Annotated in this window: 1 protein-coding gene; it reads left to right on the top strand. The window is 72.5% G+C overall.

The genetic code is table 11. The features are described 5' to 3' along the window. The first annotated feature begins 42 nt into the window (after window positions 1-42). Window positions 43-24,888, top strand: coding sequence for a type I polyketide synthase (locus JK364_RS03870; protein ID WP_201847491.1), 24,846 nt, complete (start codon window positions 43-45; stop codon window positions 24,886-24,888). The last annotated feature ends 13 nt before the right edge of the window (window positions 24,889-24,901 follow it).

Here is a 24,901-nt window from a genome sequence, read left to right as displayed (position 1 = left end):
TCATTCTTCAGTCTTCTTTGACTCGTAATAGGCAAGGTTTTCATGGTGAACGAAGATAGGCTTCGGGACTACCTCAAGCGGGTAACAGCAGATCTGCACCAAGCGCGTCAACGCCTGCGCGAGCTGGAGGCAGGAGAGCAGGAGCCCATCGCGATCGTGGCGATGAGCTGCCGTTTCCCGGGTGGCGTGGGAAGCCCCGAGGACCTGTGGCAACTGGTGGCCGGCGGTGGCGATGCCATCTCCGACTTCCCGTCCGACCGCGGGTGGGACGTGGACGGGATGTACGACCCGGACCCCGAGCGCTCGGGCACCTTCTATTCCCGCGAGGGCGGTTTCCTGCACGACGCGGGCGACTTCGACGCGGGCTTCTTCGGGATCTCGCCGCGTGAGGCCCTTGCCATGGATCCGCAGCAGCGGCTGCTGCTGGAGACCTCATGGGAGGCGTTCGAGCGCGCGGGCATCGCTCCGGGGTCGGTGAAGGGCCGCCGGGGCGGTGTCTTCGTGGGAGCCTCGACCTCGGGCTACGGGACGGATGTCGACGAGCTCCCGGAGGAAGTCGAAGGCCATTTGCTGACGGGTACCTCGACTTCCGTCGTATCAGGCCGTATCGCGTACACCTTCGGTCTCGAGGGGCCCGCGGTGACCGTGGACACGGCGTGCTCCTCGTCGCTGGTGGCGCTCCATCTCGCGGCACAGGCGCTGCGCCAGGGCGAGTGTGACCTGGCGCTGGCCGGTGGCGTCACGGTGATGACCAGCCCCACCGCCTTCGTGGAGTTCAGCCGGCAGCGTGGGCTGGCGCCCGATGGCCGGTGCAAGCCGTACGCGGACACGGCGGATGGCACCGGCTGGTCCGAGGGCGTCGGCATGCTCCTCGTGGAGCGGCTGTCGGACGCCCGCCGCAACGGCCACCCGGTGCTGGCCATCGTGCGTGGCTCCGCGGTCAACCAGGACGGTGCGTCCAACGGTCTGACCGCCCCCAACGGCCCCTCGCAGCAGCGGGTCATCCGGGACGCGCTGACGGGCGCGCGCCTGTCCCCGTCCGATGTGGACGTCGTGGAAGGCCATGGAACCGGTACGTCCCTGGGCGACCCGATCGAGGCGCAGGCGCTGCTCGCGACGTACGGCCAGGAGCGGCCGGAGGGCCGTCCGCTGTGGCTGGGCGCGCTGAAGTCGAACATCGGTCATACGCAGGCCGCCGCCGGTGTCGCCGGGATCATCAAGATGGTGATGGCGATGCGGCACGGTGTGCTGCCGCGGACACTGCATGTGGACGAGCCGTCGCGGCAGGTGGACTGGTCGGCTGGTGAGGTGCGGCTGCTGACGGAGGCCACCGAGTGGCCGGAGACGGGTCAGCCGCGCCGGGCCGGTGTGTCGGCGTTCGGTGTGAGCGGCACCAACGCGCACACCATCATCGAGCAGGCCCCGCCGGTCGAGGACGAGGCCGAGCCGAGCCCGGTCTCCGTCGGTGACACCGGTGTGGCCACGTGGCTGCTGTCGGGTCGTGACTCGGACGCCCTGCGGGCCCAGGCCGCCCGGCTCAAGGCGTTCCTGCTGGAGCGGGCCGAGCTGAGCGCGCTGGACGTCGGCCATTCGCTGGTGGCCACACGGTCGATGTTCGAGCATCGCGCGGTGGTGTCCGGTGAGAACCACGCGGAACTCCTCGCCGGACTCGAAGCCATCGCCGCGGGCGAGGCCGCTCCCGGTGTGCTCCAGGGCGTGGCGGGGACGGCCGTCAAGACGGCGTTCCTCTTCTCCGGCCAGGGCGCGCAGCGCCTCGGGATGGGCCGGGAGCTGTATGACGGCTTCCCCGTGTTCGCCCAGGCGCTGGACGAGGTGTGCGCACACCTGGATGTGGTGCTGGACCGTCCGTTGCGGGAGGTGGTGTTCGCGGCGGAGGGGAGCGCGGACGCCGACCTTCTGGATCAGACGGCGTTCACCCAGCCGGCGCTGTTCGCCATCGAGGTGGCGCTGTTCCGGCTCCTGGAGCACTTCGGCGTCACCCCGGATGTCCTCATCGGCCACTCCATCGGCGAGATCGCCGCGGCCCACGTGGCCGGGGTGTTCTCCCTGGAGGACGCGTGCACGCTGATCGCGGCCCGCGGCCGGCTGATGCAGGCGCTGCCCGAGGGCGGCGCGATGGTCGCGGTGCAGGCGTCGGAGGAGGAGATCTCCGGTTCGCTGGCGGGCCGTGAGTCCGAGGTGAGCATCGCCGCCGTCAACGGCCTGACCTCCGTGGTCATCGCCGGTGACGAGGCCGCTGTGCTGGAGATCGCCGCCCAGTGGTCGGAACAAGGGCGCAAGACGAGCCGGCTGAAGGTCAGCCACGCCTTCCACTCCCCGCGTATGGACGCGATGCTGGACGACTTCAGCCGTGTCGTGCGGGGGCTGTCCTTCCAGACCCCCACCCTGGCGCTGGTCTCCAACGTCACGGGCGAGGCGGCGAACGCGGATGAGGTGTGCTCGCCCGAGTACTGGGTGCGGCATGTGCGCGAGGCCGTGCGCTTCGCTGATGGCGTCCGCTCCCTCCAGGCGCAGGGGGTCACCGCCTACCTGGAGGTCGGGCCCGACGGTGTGCTCTCGGCGATGGCCCGGGACTGCCTGACGAACGAGTCGGTGTCGGCCCCGGCCGTGGTGCCCGCTCTGCGCAAGGGACGCCCCGACGCACAGGCTCTGATGGCCGCGCTGACCGAGGCCCATGTCCACGGTGTGACGGTGGACTGGGAGCGGGTCTTCGACGGGCGGGGCGCCCGCACGGTCGAGCTGCCGACGTACCCCTTCCAGCGTCAGCGCTACTGGCTGGAGGGCACCAGCGCGGTGTCCAGTGGTTCCGCCGCGGACAGTGTGGACGCGCGGTTCTGGGACGCGGTGGAGCGCGAGGACCTGGCGGCGCTGGCCGAGGCGCTGGAGGTCGACGGCGGTGGCTCGCTCGGCGAACTGCTGCCCGCGCTGTCCTCGTACCGCCGTCAGCAGCGTGACCGGGCCACGGTCGACGGCTGGCGGTACCGCATCTCGTGGAAGCCGGTCTCGGAGACCCCCGCGGCCACCCTCTCGGGGACCTGGCTCGTCGTCGTCCCCGCCTCCGGCATCGATGACACGTATCCGGAGTCGGCGTGCGCCGCTCTCCAGCGGCACGGTGCCGATGTCGTCCGCGTGGTCGCGGACGAGGACGACCTCGCCCCCGGTGTGCTGACCGGGCGGCTGCGTGACCTCGCCGCCGACCTGCCCGGGATCGGCGGTGTGCTGTCCCTGGTGGGTGTGGACGAGCGGCCCTGCACCGGACAGCCGGTGGTCTCCCGTGGCCTCGCGCTGACGCTGACGCTGGTGCGGGCCCTGGCCGAGGCGGACATCGAGACCCGGCTGTGGTGCGGCACCCGGGGTGCCGTTTCGGTGGGTCGCTCCGACCAGCTCACCAGCACCCCGCAAGCGGAGATCTGGGGCCTCGGCCGGGTCGCGGCCATGGAGCACCCGCGGATCTGGGGCGGCCTCGTCGATCTGCCGGAGACGCTGGACGAGCGCGCCGCCGCGCGACTGGCCTGGGCGCTGTCCGCCGAAGGCGGCGAGGACCAGGTGGCGGTGCGCGGATCCGGAGCGTACGCCCGGCGCCTCTCCCGCGTCACGGTGGGCAACGAGTCGGCGGAGCGCGCGTGGCGGCCCCGTGGCTCGGTGCTGATCACCGGTGGCACCGGTGCCCTGGGCGCCCATGTGGCGCGCTGGGCCGTGCGCGAGGGCGCCGAACACGTGGTGCTGACCAGCCGTCGCGGCCCGGCGGCCGAGGGCGCTGCCGAGCTCAAGGCGGAGCTCGAGGAGCTGGGCGCCCAGGTGACCGTGGCGGCGTGCGACGCCGCCGACCGGGATGCCCTCGCCGCGGTGCTGGCTGCCATTCCGGAGGATTACCCGCTCAGCGCCGTCGTACACGCGGCGGGCATTCTGGATGACGGTGTGCTGGACGGCCTGACCGTCGACCAGCTCGCCGGGACGCTGACCGCGAAGGTGGAGGGCGCGCGGCAGCTGCACGAGCTGACCGAGGGACTGTCGCTCGACGCGTTCGTGCTGTTCTCCTCGTTCGCCGGCGTCGTCGGCAGCGCGGGCCAGGGCGCCTACGCCGCGGCCAACGCCTACTTGGACGCGCTGGCACAGCAGCGCCGGGCCCAGGGCCTGGCCGCCACCGCGGTCGCCTGGGGCCCGTGGGCCGACGGCGGCATGGCCGCGAGCGGCCGCGCCGGGGAGCGGCTCCGCGGAGGGTCGCTGCCCCCTATGGCCCCCTCGCTCGCCGTGGACGTGCTGCGCTGGGCCGTGGGCCATGACGAGGCCGCACTGGTCGTGGCCGACATCGACTGGACCGGCATGGCGTCGATGATGAGCGCGGGCCCCAGCGCCCTCGTCAGCGACATCCCCGAGGCGCGTGAGTTCCTGACCGCCGTGGCCGGGACCACCGGCCGCCCGGCACCGGGCCACGAGCTGCGGGAACAACTGGCCGGACGGTCGGACGAGGAGCAGCGCCTCCTCCTGCTGGACCTCGTCCGCACCCATGCCGCCTCGGCACTCGGCCACTTCTCCGCTGAGTCCGTCGAGCCGGGCCGCGCCTTCCGGGACCTCGGATTCGACTCCCTCACCGCCATCGAGCTGCGCAACCGGCTCGACCTGGCCACCGGTCTGCGGCTGCCCGCGACCCTCATCTTCGACTACCCGACCGCCGAGGTGCTCGCCGGGCAGCTGTGGCGGGAGCTGGGCGGAGTCCACGCCGAGGCGGCCACCGCGACGGTGGCGCACCGGGTGCGGCCCGATGACGACGACCCCATCGCGATCGTGGCGATGAGCTGCCGGTTCCCCGGAGGCGTGGAGACCCCGCAGGACCTGTGGCGACTCCTGGCCGAGGGCGGCGACGGCATCGCCGGGTTCCCCGGCGACCGTGGCTGGGACGTCGAGGGGATGTACCACCCGGACCCCGAGCACCCGGGCAACACGTTCTACGCCCGCGAGGGCGGCTTCCTCTACGGGGCGCCCCAGTTCGACCCCGGGTTCTTCGGGATCTCGCCGCGCGAGGCGCTCGCCATGGACCCGCAGCAGCGGCTGCTGCTGGAGACGTCGTGGGAGGCGTTCGAGAACGCGGGCGTCAAACCGGCCTCGCTGCGTTCCACCCGGACCGGTGTGTTCGTCGGAACCAACGGCCAGGACTACTCCACGATCATGCTCGACGCCCCCGAGGACTTCGGCGGCCATGTGGGCACGGGCAGCGCGGCCAGTGTGGTGTCCGGGCGCATCTCGTACACGTTCGGCCTCGAGGGGCCGGCCATGACGGTGGACACGGCGTGCTCCTCGTCGCTGGTGGCGCTGCACCTCGCGGCACAGGCGCTGCGCCAGGGCGAGTGTGATCTGGCGCTGGCCGGTGGTGTGTCGGTGATGTCGACACCGGGTGCCTTCGTGGAGTTCAGCCGCCAGCGCGGCCTGGCTCCCGACGGCCGCTGCAAGCCGTTCGCCGAGGGTGCGGACGGCACGGGCTGGGGCGAGGGTGTCGGCATGCTGCTCGTGGAGCGGCTGTCGGACGCCCGGCGCAATGGCCACCAGGTACTGGCGATCGTGCGGGGCTCCGCCGTGAACCAGGACGGTGCCTCGAACGGTCTGACGGCGCCGAACGGCCCCTCGCAGCAGCGGGTCATCCGGCAGGCGCTGGAGAGCGCCGGACTGTCGGCCGCCGAGGTGGACGCGGTGGAGGCGCACGGCACCGGTACGACGCTGGGTGACCCGATCGAGGCGCAGGCGCTGCTCGCGACCTACGGCCAGGACCGCCCGGAGGGCCGCCCGCTGTGGCTGGGCGCCATCAAGTCCAACATCGGCCATACGCAGGCCGCCGCGGGCGTGGCCGGGGTCATCAAGATGGTGATGGCCATGCGTGCGGGCGTGCTGCCGCAGACGCTGCACGTGGACGAGCCGTCGCGGCAGGTGGACTGGTCGGCTGGTGAGGTACGGCTGCTGACCGAGGCCACCGAGTGGCCGGAGACGGGACAGCCGCGCCGGGCGGGTGTCTCCTCGTTCGGGCTGAGTGGAACCAACGCGCACACCATCCTCGAGCAGGCTCCTGACCTGGAAGAGGCCGTGGCCGCGCAGGCGGCCGGGCCCGAGACGTCGGTGTCGGCGGCCGTGGTGCCGTGGCTGGTCTCCGGGCAGAGCCGGGAGGCGCTGCGGGCGCAGGCCGAGCGGCTGTACGGGCATGTGACGGCGCGGGAAGACGTCGGAGTGCTGGACGTCGGACACACGCTGGCGTCCAGGTCGGTGTTCGAGCACCGGGCCGTGCTGGTGGGTGAGGACCGGGAGACCCTGCTGCGTGGCCTGCGGGCCGTCGCGGAGGGCGGAATCGCCTCGGGAGTCGTCCAGGGGCAGACCGTAACCGGTGGAAAGTCGGCGTTCCTGTTCTCTGGTCAGGGCGCGCAGCGCCTGGGCATGGGGCGGGAGTTGTACGAGGCGTTCCCGGTGTTCGCGCGGGCGCTGGACGAGGTGTGCGCACACCTGGACGTGGAGCTGGACCGCCCGCTGCGGGAGGTGGTGTTCGCGGCGGAGGGGAGCGCGGACGCCGAGCTGCTGGATCGGACGGCGTTCACCCAGCCCGCGCTGTTCGCGGTCGAGGTGGCGCTGTTCCGGCTGCTGGAGCACTGGGGTGTCACCCCGGATGTGCTGATCGGTCACTCCATCGGTGAGATCGCGGCGGCCCACGTGGCCGGGGTGTTCTCCCTGGATGACGCCTGCGCGCTGGTGGCCGCCCGCGGCCGCCTGATGCAGGCGCTGCCGACCGGTGGGGCGATGGTCGCCATCGAGGCGTCGGAGGAGGAGGTCGCTCCGTCGCTGGCCGGTCGTGCGGCCGAGGTGAGCATCGCGGCCGTCAACGGGCCGGCCTCCGTGGTCATCGCCGGTGATGAGGGTGCGGCGCTGGAGATCGCCGGGCAGTGGGCGGAGCGGGGCCGTAAGACCCGTCGCCTGCGCGTCAGCCACGCGTTCCACTCGCCCCGCATGGACGCGATGCTGGACGACTTCCGTGACGTCGTCACGGGCCTGTCCTTCCAGGCACCGTCCATCGCCCTGGTCTCGAATGTGACGGGCGAGGCGGCGAACGCGGATGACGTGCGCTCGCCCGAGTACTGGGTGCGGCATGTGCGCGAGGCCGTGCGGTTCGCGGACGGCATACGGGCACTCAACGCCCAGGGCGTCACCAGGTTCCTGGAGATCGGCCCCGACGGTGTGCTGTCCGCGATGGCGCGGGACTGCCTGACTGCGGAGGAGGCCTCGGCCTCGGCCGTGGTGCCGGTGCTGCGCAAGGACCGCCCCGAGACCCAGGCGCTGATGACGGCGCTGGCCGAACTCCACGTCCACGGTGGGTCGGTGGAGTGGGAGGCGGTCTTCGCCGGGCGCGGCGCGGGCATGGTGGAACTGCCCACGTACGCCTTCCAGCGCGAGCGGTTCTGGCCCGAGGTGTCCATCACCCTCGCGGGCTGGGGCGCGTCGACGGCCGTGGATTCGGTGGACGCGCGGTTCTGGGAGGTGGTGGAGCGCCAGGACCTGGAGTCGCTGGCGGGTGCCCTGTCGATCGACAGTGAGGCGCCGCTGAGCGCGGTGCTGCCCGCCCTGTCCGCGTATCACCGCAGCACTCGTGACCAGTCGACCATCGATGGCTGGCGTTACCGGGTGTCGTGGAAGCCGGTCTCCGAGGCGGCCGACGGCTCGCTGTCGGGGACGTGGCTGGTGGTGGTTCCGGCGTCCCGCGCCGAGGACGAGCTGGTCTCGGGGGTCGTCGCCGGGCTCGAACGACATGGCGCGGGTGTGGTGTCGCTCGTGCTGGACGAGCGCGACCTCGACACGGATGCGCTGGCCGAGCGGCTGCGTGCGGCGGCCGCGGAGGCGCCGGAGCTGGGTGGTGTGCTGTCGCTGCTCGCCCTGGACGAGGAGCCCTGCCCGGAGCATCCGGCGCTGTCGGGCGGTGTCGCCCTGACGCTGTCCCTGGTACGGGCCATGGTCGACGCGGGTGTCGAGACTTCGCTGTGGAGCGGAACGCGTGGCGCCGTGTCGGTGGGCCGCTCCGAGCGGCTCACCAGCCCGGCGCAGGCGATGGTCTGGGCGCTGGGCCGGACGGCCGCGCTGGAACTGTCGCCGCTGTGGGGCGGTCTGGTCGATCTGCCCGAGTCGCTGGATGAGCGCGCGGTGGCGCGGCTGGCCGGTGTGCTGTCCGCCGAGGGCGGCGAGGACCAGGTCGCGGTGCGCGGCTCCGGTGTCTTCGTACGCCGTCTGGTGCGGTCGGCCGCGGCCGTCGGCGAGGACACGTCGTGGCGGGCGCGCGGCACGGTGCTGGTGACCGGTGGCACGGGCGCGCTGGGCGGTCAGGTGGCGCGCTGGCTGGCGCGTAGCGGTGCCGAGCACCTGGTGCTGACGAGCCGTCGCGGTCCTGACGCGCCGGGGGCGGCCGAGCTCAGTGCGGAGCTCGAGGCCCTGGGCGCCCGGGTGACCGTGGCCGCCTGCGATGTGGCCGACCGCGAGCGGCTCGCCGCGGTGCTGGACGCCGTACCGGAGGAGTACCCGCTGACGGCGGTCGTCCACGCGGCGGGCGCCAACGGTGCGGGGACGCTGGCCGAGACCGATCTGGCCGATGTCGCCGCCGTGGTCTCCGGCAAGGTGGCGGGCGCCGTCAACCTGAACGAGCTGCTGGGCGACCGGGAGCTCGACGCGTTCGTGGTCTTCTCCTCGATCGCCGGTGTGTGGGGCAGTGGTGGCCAGGCCGCGTACGGTGCGGCCAACGCCTACCTGGACGCCTTGGTGGAGGAGCGCCGCGGGCGGGGTCTCGCCGGTACCGCAGTCGCCTGGGGTCCCTGGGCCGGGGGCGGTATGGCGGCCGGAGACGACGGCCTGGCCCGCCGCGGTCTGCCCGCGATGGCGCCCGGTCTGGCGATCGCCGCGCTGCAGGGTGCGGTCGCGGGTGACGACGGTGTGGTGACGGTCGCCGATGTGGACTGGGAGCGATTCGCCCCCGCGTTCACCATGGGGCGGCCGAGCCCGCTCATCGGTGAACTGCCCGAGGTCGAGCGTGCGCTGGCGAGCGCCGGAAGCACCGAGGGCACCGGCACCGGCTCGGCACTGCGGGAGCGCCTGACGGGGCTCACCGAGGCCGAGATCGACCGGACCCTGCTCGACCTGGTGCGCGCCCACGCCGCCGCGGTCCTCGGCTTCTCCGGTGCGGAGGCGGTCGAGCCCGCGCGTGCGTTCAAGGAGCTGGGCTTCGACTCGCTCACGGCGGTGGAGTTCCGTAACCGCCTGAACGCGGAGACCGGGCTGGTGCTGCCGGCCACGTTGGTCTTCGACTACCCGAGCGCCACGGTGCTGGCCGACCATCTGCGTACCGAGGTGCTGGGGACGCGGGGCGCGGTGGCCACGCCGTCGGCGGTGGTGGCCCCGGCCGACGACGACCCGATCGCGATCGTCGGGATGAGCTGCCGCTTCCCCGGCGGTGTGCGCAGCCCGGAGGAGCTGTGGAACCTCGTCGCGGCCGGTACGGACGCCATCACGGACTTCCCCTCCGACCGTGGGTGGGACGTCGACGGGATGTACGACCCCGACCCCGAGAGTTTGGGCACGTTCTACGCCCGTGAGGGTGGATTCCTCGACGAGGCGGGCGAGTTCGACGCCGCGTTCTTCGGAATCTCGCCGCGCGAGGCGCTCGCCATGGATCCGCAGCAGCGGTTGCTGCTGGAGACCTCCTGGGAGGCGTTCGAGCGGGCCGGTATCGACCCGGCGTCCGTACGCGGCAACCAGATCGGTGTCTACGTGGGAGCCGCGACTTCCGGCTACGGAATGGGGCTGCACGAGATCCCCGAGGGGCTGGAAGGGCAGCTGCTGACCGGCAGCGCCACCTCCGTCGTGTCGGGCCGCATCTCCTACACCCTGGGTCTGGAAGGACCCGCGCTGACGGTGGACACGGCGTGCTCGTCGTCGCTGGTCGCCCTGCACCAGGCCGCGCAGGCGGTGCGCCAGGGCGAGTGCTCCATGGCGCTCGCCGGTGGCGTCACCGTGATGACCAGCCCGGCCGCCTTCGTGGAGTTCAGCCGGCAGCGCGGGCTCGCCCCCGACGGACGGTGCAAGCCGTTCGCGGACGCGGCCGATGGCACGGGCTGGTCCGAGGGTGTGGGCATGCTCCTCGTGGAGCGGCTGTCCGACGCCCGGCGCAACGGCCACCAGGTGCTGGCGATCGTGCGCGGCTCGGCGGTCAACCAGGACGGTGCGAGCAACGGTCTGACGGCGCCCAACGGCCCCTCGCAGCAGCGGGTGATCCGGCAGGCCCTCGCCAACGCCCAGCTCTCCGCCGCCGACGTCCAGGTGATCGAGGCGCACGGCACCGGTACGACGCTGGGTGACCCGATCGAGGCACAGGCGCTGCTGGCCACCTACGGGCAGGAGCGCCCGGAGGACCTGCCGCTCTGGCTGGGCTCGATCAAGTCGAACATCGGCCACACGCAGGCCGCCGCCGGTGTCGCCGGTGTCATCAAGATGGTGATGGCGATGCGGCACGGAGTGCTGCCGCGGACGCTGCACGTGGATGAGCCGTCGCGCGAGGTGGACTGGTCCGCGGGCGAGGTGCGCCTGCTGACGGAGGCCGCCGCATGGCCCGCGACCGAGCGGCCGCGCCGGGCCGGTATCTCCGCCTTCGGCGTGAGCGGCACCAACGCGCACACCATCATCGAGCAGGCCCCGGTCCAGGACGAGGCGGAGCCCGCCCCGGCGGCCCCCGCCGACGACCAGGGCATGGCCCCGTGGGTGCTCTCCGCCCGGAGCCCGGAAGCCCTGCGCGCCCAGGCCGAGCGGCTGCGCGCCCACCTTTCCGAAGGGGCCGGGTCCGGCGTCTCCGAAGGGGCCGGGGCCGGTGTCCTGGACATCGCCGAATCGCTGGTCGCCACGCGATCGGTGTTCGAGCACCGCGCGGTGCTGCTGAGCACCGAGCGCGAGGCGCTGTTGCGCGGCCTGGAGACCGTCGCCGCGGGCGACGACGCCCCCGGCATCGTTCAGGGGCAGGCGGCCACGGCCGGAAAGACCGCGTTCCTGTTCACCGGCCAGGGCGCGCAGCGCCTGGGCATGGGTCGCGAACTGTACGAGGAGTTCCCGGTGTTCGCCAGGGCGCTGGACGAGGTGAGCGCACGGCTCGACCTTCTGCTGGACCGTCCGCTGCGGGACGTGATGTTCGCGGCCGAGGGCAGTGCGGACGCCGAGCTGCTGGACCAGACGGCGTTCACCCAGCCCGCGCTCTTCGCGGTCGAGGTGGCGCTGTTCCGGCTGCTGGAGCACTGGAGTGTCACCCCGGATGTGCTGATCGGCCACTCCATCGGTGAGATCGCCGCGGCCCACGTGGCCGGGGTGTTCTCCCTGGATGACGCCTGCGCGCTGGTGGCCGCCCGCGGCCGCCTGATGCAGGCGCTGCCGGCCGGTGGGGCGATGGTCGCCATCGAGGCGTCCGAGGAGGAGATCGCTCCGTCACTCGCCGGCCGTGCGGCCGAGGTGAGCATCGCCGCCGTCAACGGCCCGACCTCCGTGGTCATCGCCGGTGATGAGGCAGCGGCGCTGGAGATCGCCGGACAGTGGGCCGAGCAGGACCGCAAGACGCGCCGTCTGCGTGTCAGCCACGCCTTCCACTCCCCGCACATGGACGCGATGCTGGACGACTTCCGCGCGGTCGCGGGGACGCTCACCTACCACAGCCCGTCCATCGCGCTCGTCTCCAACGTCACGGGTGAGCAGGCCGGGGCCGAGGAGGTGTGCTCGCCGGAGTACTGGGTGCGGCACGTACGGGAGACCGTCCGCTTCCGCAACGGAGTGCGGTCCCTCGAAGCCCAGGGTGTCACCGCGTACATCGAGGTGGGCCCCGACGGCGTACTGTCCGCGATGGCCCAGGACTGCCTGACCGAGCCGGTCGACGACATCGCGGCCGAGGGCACACCGGCCCCCCTGCTGGTTCCGGTGCTGCGCAAGGATCGCCCCGACACGCAGGCGCTCCTCGCGGCGCTCGCCGAGATGCACGTCCACGGCGAAACCGTCGACTGGCGGGCCTTCTTCGCCGGACGCGGCGCCCGCCGCGTGGACCTTCCGACCTACGCGTTCCAGCATCAGCGCTACTGGCTGGAGGCCGGTGCCTCGGCGGGAGACGCCGCGGCCTTCGGCCTCGACCCCGCCGATCACCCGCTGCTGGGCGGAGCCGTCCCCCTCGCGGGCGCCGACGGCCTGGTGTTCACCGGATCGCTCTCGCTGCACACCCAGCCCTGGCTGGCGGACCATGTTCTGCGCGGCGAGGCGGTCCTGGCCACCACGGCCCTCGTCGAACTGGCCATTCGCGCCGGTGACGAGGTCGGCCTCGGCCAGGTGGAAGAGCTCGTCATCCAGGCGCCGCTGCTCCTTCCCCGAGGGGGCGGCGTCCAGATCCAGCTCGTCCTCGGCGAGGAGGACGAGTCCGGCACCCGTTCGCTGGAGATGTACTCGCGAGCCGCCGAGCCGGTGGACGAGGACGAGGACGAGTGGATCTGCCACGCCAGCGGTGTGCTCGCCCCGGAGCCGGAGGACGCCGCGACCGCCGAAGGAGCGGCGCGCCTCGACTCCGCCGCCTGGCCCCCGCCCGGCGCCGAGCGCGTCGATGTGGACGGCCTCTACGAGCTCCTCGCCGACAGCGGCTTCGTCTACGGACCCTCGTTCCGTGGGCTGCGAGCCGTGTGGCAGCGCGAGGACGAGGTGTTCGCCGAGGTCAGCCTGGCTGAGGAGTCCGTTGTGGACGCCCAGCGGTTCGGGCTGCACCCCGCCCTGCTGGACGCGGCGCTGCAGCCGCTCGGCCTCGGAGTGCTGGACGGCATGGGGCGCGGCCGCATGCTGTTCAGCCTGGCCGGGGTGTCGCTGTACGCGGCCGGTGCCTCCGCGCTGCGTGTCCGGCTCGCCCGGACCGGGCCGGAGACCCTCTCCCTGACGGCTGTCGACGGAGCCGGTGAGGCCGTGCTGTCCGCCGACAAGGTGACGCTGCGCCAGGTCGCCACGGAGCAGCCGGAGATCCCGGCGCCGGATGCGGCCGGGACCGGCACCTCTCCCGAGGTGACCACCCGCGTCGAGGAGACCACTCCCGTCGAGGAGACCACCTCCGTCGAGGAGACCACTCCCGTCGAGGTGACCACCTCCGTAGAGGAGACCTCCACCAAGCCCTCCCGTCGGCGCAAGACCACACGACGCACCGCCAAGCGGGGCGCCGGATCGGACTCCGGTCCGCTCGCCGCGCTGCGCGAGCGGCTGGCCGGGCTCTCCGAGCCGGAGCAGGACCGGGTGCTGCTCGATGTGATCCGCACACATGTCGCGGGAGTGCTCGGACACGCCTCCGCCGACGCGGTCCAGGGATCGCAGGCGTTCAAGGACCTCGGCTTCAGCTCGCTGACCGCCGTCGAGTTCCGTAACCGGGTGAGCAAGGCCACGGGCCTGCGCCTCCCGGCGACGGCCGTGTTCGACTACCCGACCCCCGCCGAACTGGCGAAGTTCACCCGTGCCGAGGTCCTCGGCACGCTGACCGGGGCCCGGCAGCCGGTACCGGTCGCGGTGGCGGCCAACGACGATCCGATCGTGATCGTGGGGATGAGCTGCCGCTATCCCGGAGGGGTGACCACCCCCGAGGGTCTGTGGGATCTCGTCGCCCAGGGCCGGGACGGCATCTCGCCCTTCCCGACGGACCGCGGCTGGGACGTGGAGAACCTCTACGACCCGGACCCGGACGAGCCCGGCAAGTGCTACACGCAGGAAGGTGGCTTCCTGCACAACGCCAGCCAGTTCGACCCGGCGTTCTTCGGGATCTCGCCGCGTGAGGCGATAGCGATGGACCCGCAGCACCGACTGCTGCTGGAAACCTCGTGGGAGGCGCTGGAGCGGGCCGGTATCGACCCGGTCTCGGCAAAGGGCAGCCAGACCGGCGTCTTCGCCGGCACGACCTACCAGGACTACGGCGGCGTTCTCGTCGGATCCCAGGAGGCGGTCGAGGGCCTCGTCGGCACCGGTGTCTCGCCGAGCGTGCTCTCGGGCCGTATCTCCTACACCCTGGGCCTCGAAGGGCCCGCCATGACGGTGGACACCGCGTGCTCCTCGTCGCTGGTCGCCCTGCACCTCGCGTGGCAGGCACTGCGCCAGGGCGAGTGCTCGCTGGCGCTGGCCGGTGGTGTGACGGTGATGTCCACCCCGATGTCGCTGATCGAGTTCAGCCGGCAGCGCGCCCTGGCCTCCGACGGACGGAGCAAGCCGTTCTCGGCCGCCGCGGACGGTGCGAGCTGGGCCGAAGGCGTCGGCATGCTCGTCCTCGAGAGGCTGTCGGACGCACGCCGCAACGGGCACCCGGTGCTCGCCGTGGTGCGGGGCAGCGCGGTGAACCAGGACGGTGCGAGCAACGGTCTGACGGCGCCCAACGGCCCGTCGCAGCAGCGGGTCATCCGGCAGGCGCTGGCGAACGCCCGTCTGTCGGCCGCCGAGGTGGACGCCGTGGAGGCGCACGGTACGGGTACGTCGCTGGGCGACCCGATCGAGGCGCAGGCGCTGCTGGCCACCTACGGCCAGGACCGCCCCGAGGGCGAGCCGCTGATGCTGGGCGCCATCAAGTCGAACATCGGCCACTCGCAGGCGGCCGCGGGCGTGGGCGGCATCATCAAGATGGTGATGGCGATGCGTCACGGCGTGCTGCCGAAGACGCTGCACCTCGACGAGCCTTCGCCGCACGTGGACTGGACGGAGGGCGACGTCGAGCTGCTGGCCGAGGCCAGGCCGTGGCCCGAGACCGGGCGCCCGCGGCGTGCGGGTGTGTCGGCGTTCGGTATGAGCGGCACCAATGTGCACACCATCCTGGAGCAGGCTCCGGAGGTTGAGGCGGCCGAGACCGCCGAGGCCGAGGTCGCCGATGGTCCGGTGACGTGGGTCGTGGCCGCCAAGAGCAACGACGCGGTGCTGGCCCAGGCCGAGCAGCTGCGGGAGTTCGTGGCCGAGCGCCCCGAGCTGCGTGCCGCGGATGTGGCGCACTCCCTCGCGACGACCAGGTCCGCGTTCCAGTACCGGGCCGCGGTGACCGGGACCGGCCGCGAGGAACTCCTCGAGCGCCTGGCGGCGTTGGCCGAGGGCACGAAGGCACCGGGCGTGGTCCGCGCGAGCGCCGTCGAGGCACCGGGCCGTTCGGTGTTCGTCTTCCCCGGCCAGGGGGCGCAGTGGATGGGCATGGCGGTGGACTTGCTGGAGTCCTCGCCGGTGTTCACGGAGGCGATGGCCGAATGTGAGACGGCCCTGTCGGCCTATGTGGACTGGTCGCTGACCGAGGTACTGCGCGGTGCCGAGGGCGCTCCCGGCTTCGACCGGGTGGATGTCGTGCAGCCGGTGCTGTTCGCGGTGATGGTGTCGCTGGCGAAGCTGTGGCGTTCGGTTGGCATCGAGCCGGATGCCGTGATGGGCCACAGCCAGGGCGAGATCGCCGCGGCCTGCGTCGCGGGCGCCCTGTCGCTGGAGGATGCCGCGAAGGTGGTGACCTTGCGGTCGCAGGCGATCGCGGCGGGCCTTGCGGGCCGCGGTGGCATGGTGTCGGTCGGGCTGCCGGTCGACCAGGCCAAGGAGCGCATCGCCGCCTGGGATGGCGCGATCTCGGTCGCCGCGGTCAACGGCCCGGGTTCGGTCGTGGTGTCGGGTGACGCGGGTGCGCTGGATGAGATGGTCGAGCGGCTGGAGGGTGAGGAGATCCGGGTTCGCCGGGTGCCGGTGGACTACGCCTCGCACTCCGCACACGTCGAGGCCATCCACGAGGAACTGCTGAAGGTCCTCGCCGGTATCGAGCCGCGTTCCTCGGAGGTGCCGTTCTACTCCACGGTGTCCGGCGAACTGGTGGACACCGCCGGTCTGGACGCGGAGTACTGGTACCGCAACCTGCGGCAGACCGTCGAGCTGGAAGCCACCACCCGTACCCTGCTCGGCAGTGGCCACGGTGTGTTCATCGAGGTGAGCCCGCATCCGGTCCTCACCCTTCCCGTTCAGCAGACCGTGGAGGCCGCCGAGGCCCAGGCCGTGGTCATCGGCACGCTGCGCCGTGACGAGGGCGGCCTGGAGCGGTTCCTGACCTCGGTCGCCGAGCTTCATGTCAATGGGGCCGACGTCGACTGGCGGAAGGTGTTCGCCGGACACGGCGCCCGCCAGATCGACCTGCCGACCTACGCCTTCCAGCGGCAGCGGTACTGGCCGCAGCCGGCCGAGGACGCCACGTTCGGCAACGCCCCCGTGTCCGAGGCCGACTCGGTGGACGCCCGGTTCTGGGAGGCCGTCGAGCGCGAGGACCTCGAGGGACTGGCGCGGACGCTGGAGCTCGACGGGGAGGCGCCGCTGAGCGCGGTGCTGCCCGCCCTGTCGTCGTACCGGCGAGGCAGGCGTGACCGCTCGACGGTCGACAACTGGCGCTACCGGATCAACTGGAAGCCCCTCATCGACCAGCCGTCGTCCGGCTCCGACCAGGAGCAGGGCGCCCCGATCACCGGTACCTGGGCGGTCGTCGTCCCGCCGGTCGACAGCGCCCGTGAACTGGCCGAGCGCATCGCCCGGGACGTGGAGCGCCACGGGGCCCGCATGGTGCGGATCGACCTGGACGAGGCGGAGCCGGAGCGGTCGTCGCTGGTCGAGCTCATCCGGGCCGCGGCCCCCGGCACACCCGCCACGGACGGATCCGAGCAGGCGGGGAAGCCCGCGATCGACGGAGTGCTCTCCCTGCTCGCGCTGGACGAGGAGGCGCTCCCCGAACACCCGGGCATTCCGCGCGGCTTCGCCGGCACCGTGGCCCTGGTCCAGGCGCTGAGCGACATCGACATCGATGTGCCGCTGTGGCTCGCCACCACCGGAGCCGTGTCCGTGGGCCGCTCCGACCGGGTCGGCAACGTCAAGCAGTCCCTGATATGGGGTCTGGGCCGGGTGGTCGGCCTGGAGTACGCACAGCGCTGGGGCGGTCTCGTCGACCTCCCCGAGTCGCCGGACGCGATCGACGAGCGGGCGCTGAACCGCCTGGTCGGCCTGATCGGGCGCTCCGGTGACGAGGACCAGGTCGCGGTGCGCGCCACCGGGGTCTTCGGCCGACGGCTCGTCCGGGCACCCCTGGGCGACACCCAGCCGGCCCGTACCTGGGAGCCTCGCGGCAGCGTCCTGATCACCGGTGGTACCGGTGCCCTCGGTGGCCGCCTCGCCCGCTGGCTCGTCCAGGCCGGTGCCGAGCACCTGGTGCTGACCAGCCGCCGCGGCCCGGACGCCCCTGGCGCGGCCGAGCTGAGGGACGAGCTGATCGCTCTCGGCGCGCGGGTCACCGTCGCGGCCTGTGACGCCGCCGACCGCGGCGCGCTGCGTGAGCTCATCGACGGGCTGCCCGCCGAGTACCCGCTCACCGCGGTGGTGCACGCGGCCGGCATCCTGGACGACGGCCTCATCGACACCCTCACCGTCCCCAGGGCGCAGGGTGTCTTCCGGCCCAAGGTGGACGCCGTGGTGAACCTCCACGAGCTGACCCAGGACCTGGACCTGTCCGCGTTCATCCTCTTCTCCTCCTACGCCGGAACCGTCGGTGGTAACGGCCAGGGCAGCTACGCCGCCGCGAACGCCTTCCTCGACGCCCTGGCGCAGCAGCGCCGGGCCCAGGGGCTGGCGGCCACCTCGGTGGCGTGGGGTGCCTGGGGCGGCGGTGGTCTGGTCAACGAGGCCACCGCGGCCCAGCTGAAGCGGCAAGGTATGCCGGCGCTGGCGCCCGAACTCGCCGTCGACGCCCTTCAGCAGGCGCTCGACCACGAAGAGGTCGACATCACCGTCGCCGACGTGGACTGGGAGCGCTACGCCCCCGGATTCGCCGCCGCCCGGCCGCGTCCCCTGCTGAACGAACTGCCGGAGGTGCGGCAGGCGCTGGAGGCGGCGGAGGCCGAGATCGGCGCGGCCTCCAGCGGGCTGGTCGAGCGCCTCGAAGGGCTGTCGGCCGCCGAACGCCAGGCGGAGGTGCTCGACCTCGTCAGGTCGCACGCCGCCGAGGCGATCGGCTATCCGAGCGCCGACTCGGTGGAGCCGGACCGGGCCTTCAGGGACATCGGGTTCGACTCGCTGACCGCCGTGGAGCTGCGCAACGGCCTCGGCATGGCGACCGGTGTGAACCTGCCGATCACCGTGGCCTTCGACTACCCGACGCCCACGGCGCTCGCCGAGTTCGTCCTCGGTGAGGTGCTGGGCACCGCCCCCGCGCCGGCCGATGACCTGCCGGTGGTGACGGGCACGGTCGTGGACGACGATCCGATCGTGATCGTGTCGATGAGCTGCCGCTTCCCCGGTGGGGTACGCACCCCGGAGGATCTGTGGCGGCTGGTCTCCGAGGGCAGCGACGTGATCAGCGCCTACCCGACCAACCGTGGCTGGGACCTCGACGAGCTCTACGACCCGGACCCGGAGAACTCGGGCACCAGCTACTCGAGCGGCGGCGGATTCGTCTACGACGCCGATGAGTTCGATCCGCAGTTCTTCGGGATCGCTCCGCGCGAGGCGCTGACCATCGACCCGCAGCAGCGGCTGCTGCTGGAGACCTCCTGGGAGGTGTTCGAGCGGGCGGGCATCGACCCCACCTCCCTCAAGGGAAGCCGGACGGGTGTCTTCGCGGGAAGCAACGGCCAGGACTACATCGGCCTGCTGCTGACCGCCCCGGGCGGACCCGAGGGCTACCTCGGAACGGGCAACGCGGCCAGCGTCGTATCGGGCCGTATCTCCTACACCTTCGGTCTCGAAGGACCGGCCGTCACGGTGGACACGGCGTGCTCGTCGTCGCTGGTGGCGCTGCACATGGCCGCGCAGTCGCTGCGCCAGGGCGAGTGCGACATGGCGCTGGCCGGCGGTGTCACGATCATGTCCAGCCCGGGGTCGTTCGTGGACTTCAGCCGCCAGAAGGGGCTGTCGTCGGACGGGCGGTGCAAGGCGTTCGCCGCGTCGGCGGACGGCACCGGCTGGTCCGAGGGCGTCGGCGTGCTGCTGCTGGAGCGGCTGTCGGACGCGCGGCGCAACGGTCACCCGGTGATGGCGATCGTGCGTGGCTCCGCGGTCAACCAGGACGGTGCGTCCAACGGCATCACGGCGCCCAACGGCCCGTCGCAGCAGCGGGTCATCCGTCAGGCGCTGGCCAGCGCCGACCTCGCCGCCCACCAGGTGCAGGCGGTCGAGGCGCACGGCACCGGCACCAGGCTCGGTGACCCGATCGAGGCACAGGCGCTGCTGGCCACCTACGGCCAGGGGCGGCAGGAGGACCAGCCGCTGTGGCTGGGCTCCATCAAGTCGAACCTCGGGCACACGCAGGCGGCCGCGGGCGTGGCCGGGATCATCAAGATGGTGATGGCCATGCGCGAGGGCGTGCTGCCGCGGACGCTCCACGTCGATGAGCCCACGCCGCATGTGGACTGGACGGCGGGCGAGGTCCGGTTGCTGACCGCGCCGACCGCGTGGCCGGAGAACGGCGAGCCGCGCCGGGCGGGCATCTCCTCGTTCGGCATCAGCGGCACCAACGCCCACACCATCATCGAGCAGGCCCCGGAGCCGGAGGCGCTGGAGCGGGTCCGTACGGACGACGCCCCCCAGGCCGACTCGGACGCACGTCCCTGGACGGTCACCGGCAAGGGCGCCGAGGCGCTGCGCGCCCAGGCGAGGAACCTGCACGACTATGTGACGGCCCACCCCGAGCTCGACCTCGACGACGTGGGCCACGCGCTGGCGGTCACCCGGTCCGTCTTCGATCACCGCGCCGTGCTCATGAGCGGCGACCGGGACGGGCTGCTGAGCGGTCTCGAGGCCATCGCCTCGGGTGCCACGGCCCCCGCAGTCGTCCAGGGATCCGTGGGCACGGCCGGCAAGACGGCGTTCCTGTTCTCGGGTCAGGGCGCGCAGCGCCTGGGCATGGGCCGGGAGCTGTACGACGCCTTCCCGGTGTTCGCCCGCGCGCTGGACGAGGTGTGCGCGTACCTCGATGTGCGGCTCGACCGGCCGCTGCAGGAGGTGATGTTCGCCGCCGAGGGCAGCGCGGATGCCGAGCTGCTGAACCAGACGGCGTTCACCCAGCCCGCGCTGTTCGCCATCGAGGTGGCGCTGTTCCGGCTGCTGGAGCGCTGGGGCGTCACCGCGGATGTGCTGATCGGCCACTCGGTGGGAGAGGTCGCCGCGGCCCATGTGGCCGGGGTGCTCTCCCTGGAGGACGCGTGCGCGCTGATCGCGGCGCGTGGCCGGCTGATGCAGGCGCTGCCGGAGGGCGGCGCGATGGTGGCCATCCAGGCGTCCGAGGAGGAAGTCGCTCTGTCGCTGGCCGGCCGTGCGGCCGAGGTGAGCATCGCCGCGGTCAACGGCCCGACGGCCGTGGTGATCGCGGGCGATGAGGCCGCGGCACTGGAGATCGCCGAGGACTGGGCGGAGCAAGGTCGCAAGACCCGCCGGCTGACGGTCAGCCACGCCTTCCACTCGCCGCGCATGGACGCGATGCTGGACGACTTCCATGACGTCGTCTCCGGCCTGTCCTTCCGGGCACCGTCGATCTCCCTGGTCTCCAACCTCACGGGTGCCTCGGCGGCGGCCGCCGAGGTGTGCTCGCCGGAGTACTGGGTGCGGCACGTGCGGGAGGCGGTGCGCTTCGCGGACGGGGTACGGGCCCTGGAGAAGCTCGGGGTGACCTCGTTCCTGGAGGTGGGCCCCGACGGTGTGCTCACAGCGATGGCCCAGGACTGCCTGACGGCCGACGAGGGCGGGGCCGATCTCACCCTCGTCCCCGCGCTGCGGAAGAACCGCCCCGAGGCCCAGGCGCTGACGACGGCGCTGGCCGAACTCCACGTCCACGGCACCACCGTGAACTGGTCGACGGCGTTCGCCGGACACGATGTGCGGCGGGTGGAACTGCCCACCTACGCCTTCCAGCGGCAGCGCTACTGGCCGAAGGCGCCCGGCCCGATGACCGGGGATGTCGCCTCCGCCGGGCTCAGCTCTCCCAACCACCCGCTGCTGGGTGCCGGAGTCGAGCTGGCGGGCAGCGATGGATTCCTGTTCACCAGCAGGCTGTCGGTGCAGAGCCAGCCGTGGCTCGCCGACCACGCGATCGGGGGCGCGGCGCTGTTCCCCGGGACCGGATTCCTGGAGCTGGCCATCCGCGCCGCCGACCAGGTCGGCTGCGGCCGGGTCGAGGAGGTCACCCTGGCCACCCCGATGGTCCTGCCCGAGAACGAACCGGTCCAGGTGCAGCTCTGGGTGGGTGACACGGACGAGACGGGCTACCGCTCGCTCAGCCTGTACTCCCGCCCGGCCGGCGCGTCCTCGGACGAGCCGTGGACGCAGCACGCGGCCGGTGCGCTCGCCCCGGCCGGCCCCGAGCCGTCGTTCGACCTGAGCGCGTGGCCCCCGGCGGACGCGGAAGCCCTGGACATCAGCGACTTCTACGAGCGCTTCGCCGCCACCGGCTTCGCCTATGGCCCGGTGTTCCAGGGCCTGCGGGCCGCCTGGCGCTCCGGCGACGACGTCTACGTCGAGGTCAGCCTCGGTGAGAAGCACGCGTCGGACGCGGTCGACTTCGGCCTCCACCCCGCCCTGCTGGACGCCGCCGTGCAGGCGGTGACCTTCGTGGCCCTGGAGGACGTCGGGCTCTCCCGGCTCCCGTTCTCCTGGAGCGGGGTGTCGCTCCACGCCGGTGGCGCGTCCACCCTGCGGGTGCGGCTCACCCAGCTCGGACCGGATTCCATCTCCCTCGCGGTGGCCGACGGGACCGGCCGCCCGGTGGCGTCGGTCGAATCCCTCGTGCTGCGCCCGGTGTCGGTGGAACACATCGACTCGGCCAGGACGTCGGAGTTCCGCGACTCGCTGTTCACGCTGGACTGGACCGCCGTTCCGGCCGCCGTTCCGGCCGAGGCCGCGACGGCCAAGTGGGCCTTGGTGGGCACCGACCACTACGGACTGGCCGCCGGCGCGATCGCCGGAGCCGAGGTGACCGCCTACGCCGATCTCGACGCGCTGGGCGCCGCGATCGACGGTGGCGCCGCCGCCCCGGAGGCCGTGCTGGTCTCCTACGCGCCGGGCCTCGACGACGAGGCGGCTCAGGGCAGGCCCAAGAGCAAGGCGAAGGCCAAGGGCAAGAGCAAGGCCAAGCGGGGCCTGGAGCCGGCGGGCGCCGTCCACGCGGTGACGCACCACACGCTCGGCATGATCCAGGGCTGGCTCGGCGACCGCCGGTTCGACTCCTCCCGACTGGTCTTCGTGACCTCGGGCGCGATGGCGCCCGAGGACCGCGACGAGACCCCGGACCTGATCCACGCCCCCCTGTGGGGCATGGTGCGGTCCGCGCAGTCGGAGAACCCGAACTGCTTCGTCCTGGTGGACCTGGACCCGCGGGAGCCCGACGAGGCGTCCAAGGCGGCACTGCCCGCCGTGCTCGCCACCGACGAGCCGCAGGCCGTGGTCCGCGAGGGAACGGTGCTCGGCCAGCGCATGGCCCGGGTCTCCTCGGGTGCCGCGCTGCTGCCGCCCGCCGGAATACGGGAATGGCGCCTGGACATGCACGCCAAGGGGACCCTGGAGAACCTGGCGCTGCTGCCCTGCCCCGATGCCACCGAGGCCCTGGGCGAGAACGAGATCAGGGTCGAGATGCGCGCGGCGGGTGTGAACTTCCGCGATGTGCTCAACGCCCTGGGGATGTACCCCGGAGAGGCCGGGCCGCTCGGTGGCGAGGGCGCCGGTACCGTGACCGAGGTCGGCCCCGGAGTGACGGACCTGGCGCCCGGCGACCGGGTGATGGGCATCTTCGGCGGGTCGTTCGGCCCGGTGGCCATCACCGACCGGCGCGTCGTCGCCCGGATCCCGGGCGACTGGACGTTCGAGCAGGCGGCCTCCACCCCCATCGTGTTCCTGACGGCCTACTACGCCATGGTGGACCTGGGCGGTCTCCAGCCCGGCCAGTCGGTGCTGGTGCACTCGGCGGCCGGTGGTGTGGGCATGGCCACGCTCCAGTTGGCACGGCACCTCGGCGCCGAGGTCTTCGGTACCGCGAGCGAGGGCAAGTGGGACACCCTGCGGTCGCTGGGTCTGGACGACGAGCACATCGCGTCGTCGCGGACGCTGGACTTCGAGAAGCGCTTCTTCGATGTGACCGGCGGGCGCGGTATGGACGTGGTGCTCGACTCGCTGGCGCGGGAGTTCGTGGACGCGGGCCTGCGTCTGCTGCCGCGCGGCGGCCGGTTCCTGGAGATGGGCAAGACCGACATCAGGGTGCCGGAGGAGGTGGCCGCCGAATACGGCGGCGTCTCCTACCAGGCGTTCGATCTCATGGAGGCGGGACCCGTTCGCATCCACGAGATGTGGGGCGAGCTGATCTCCCTGTTCGAAAGCGGAGTGCTGCGACCGCTGCCGGTGCGCACCTGGGATGTCCGCAGGGCGCCCGACGCCTTCCGCTTCATCGGCCAGGCCCGGCACACCGGCAAGGTGGCGCTGACCATCCCGAGGACGCTCGAAGGCCCGGGGACGGTGCTGATCACGGGTGGTACGGGTGGTCTGGGCGCGTTGCTGGCCCGGCACTTGGTGGTGGAGCACGGGGTTGAGCGTCTGGTGCTGACGAGTCGTCGTGGCGCGGAGGCGCCGGGTGCGGCGGAGTTGGTGGCGGAGCTGGCCGGGCTGGGCGCCGAGGCGGAGGCGGTGGCGTGCGATGTCGCCGACCGGACTTCGGTGGAGAGCCTGCTGGCCGGAATCGGGTCGGAGCATCCGCTGTCGGCCGTGGTGCACGCGGCGGGTGTGCTGGACGACGGTCTGGTGGAGTCGCTGACGCCGGAGCGGGTGGACAAGGTGCTGCGTCCGAAGGTGGACGCCGCGCTGCACCTCCACGAGCTCACCCGCGACCTCGACCTCGCCGCGTTCATCCTGTTCTCCTCCGTCTCCGGTACCTTCGGCGGCGCGGGCCAGGCCAACTACGCGGCGGGCAACGCGTTCATGGACGCCCTGGCCCAGCACCGCAGGGCCGAGGGTCTCCCCGCAGCCTCGCTCGTCTGGGGGCCGTGGACACAGGACGGCGGCATGACCACCGAGCTGGCCGACGCCGACGTCAACCGGATGACCAGGACCGGCATGGTCGCCCTCACCCCCGAGGCCGGACTCGCGCTGTTCGACGCGACCCGCGATCTCGACGGTGCCGTCCTGGTGCCCATGACGATGGACATGGCGTCGGTGAGCGACGCGGTACCCGCACTGCTGCGCGGACTGGTGCGGGCACCCGCACGTCGGACCGCGGAGGCGGGCGCCGCGAGCGCCACGGCCGACCCGGCCGCCGAGGTCAAGCAGCACCTGGCCGGGAAGTCCGAGACGGAGCGCGAGCGCATCCTGGTGGACCTGGTGTGCGACCAGGTGGCCGTCGTCCTCGGCTATGCGTCGGGACAGGCGATCGAGCCGGGACACGCGTTCAAGGACCTCGGCTTCGACTCCCTGTCGGCCGTCGAACTGCGCAACCGCCTCAACGCGATCACGGGAACGCGGCTGCCGGCGACCTTGGTGTTCGACTACCCGACCCCGGCGGCGCTCGGACGATTCCTGCGCGAAGAGGTCACCCCCGCCGACGGGCCCGCGACCGAGCCCGTCTTCGGAGAACTCGACCGACTGGAATCCACCCTGTCGGCGCTCGACTCCGACAGTGAGACGCACGACAAGGTCATGGCGCGGCTCCAGGGCCTGGTGGCCAAGTGGTCCGCCGGCGGAACCGGGCAGGTGTCCGGCACCGCGACGGCGCTGGACGACGAGATGGACGACGACAGCGAGATCGAATCGGCCACCGCCGACGAGATCTTCAAACTCATCGACGACGAATTCGGAATGTCCTGACGTGGCGAGCTGG

Origin of the sequence: Streptomyces endocoffeicus (genome assembly GCF_016741935.1) — a bacterium.
In the GTDB taxonomy this organism is placed as follows: domain Bacteria; phylum Actinomycetota; class Actinomycetes; order Streptomycetales; family Streptomycetaceae; genus Streptomyces; species Streptomyces endocoffeicus.
The sequence above is the reverse complement of the archived record's forward strand: the minus strand, read 5'-3'. Positions and strand labels throughout refer to the sequence as shown.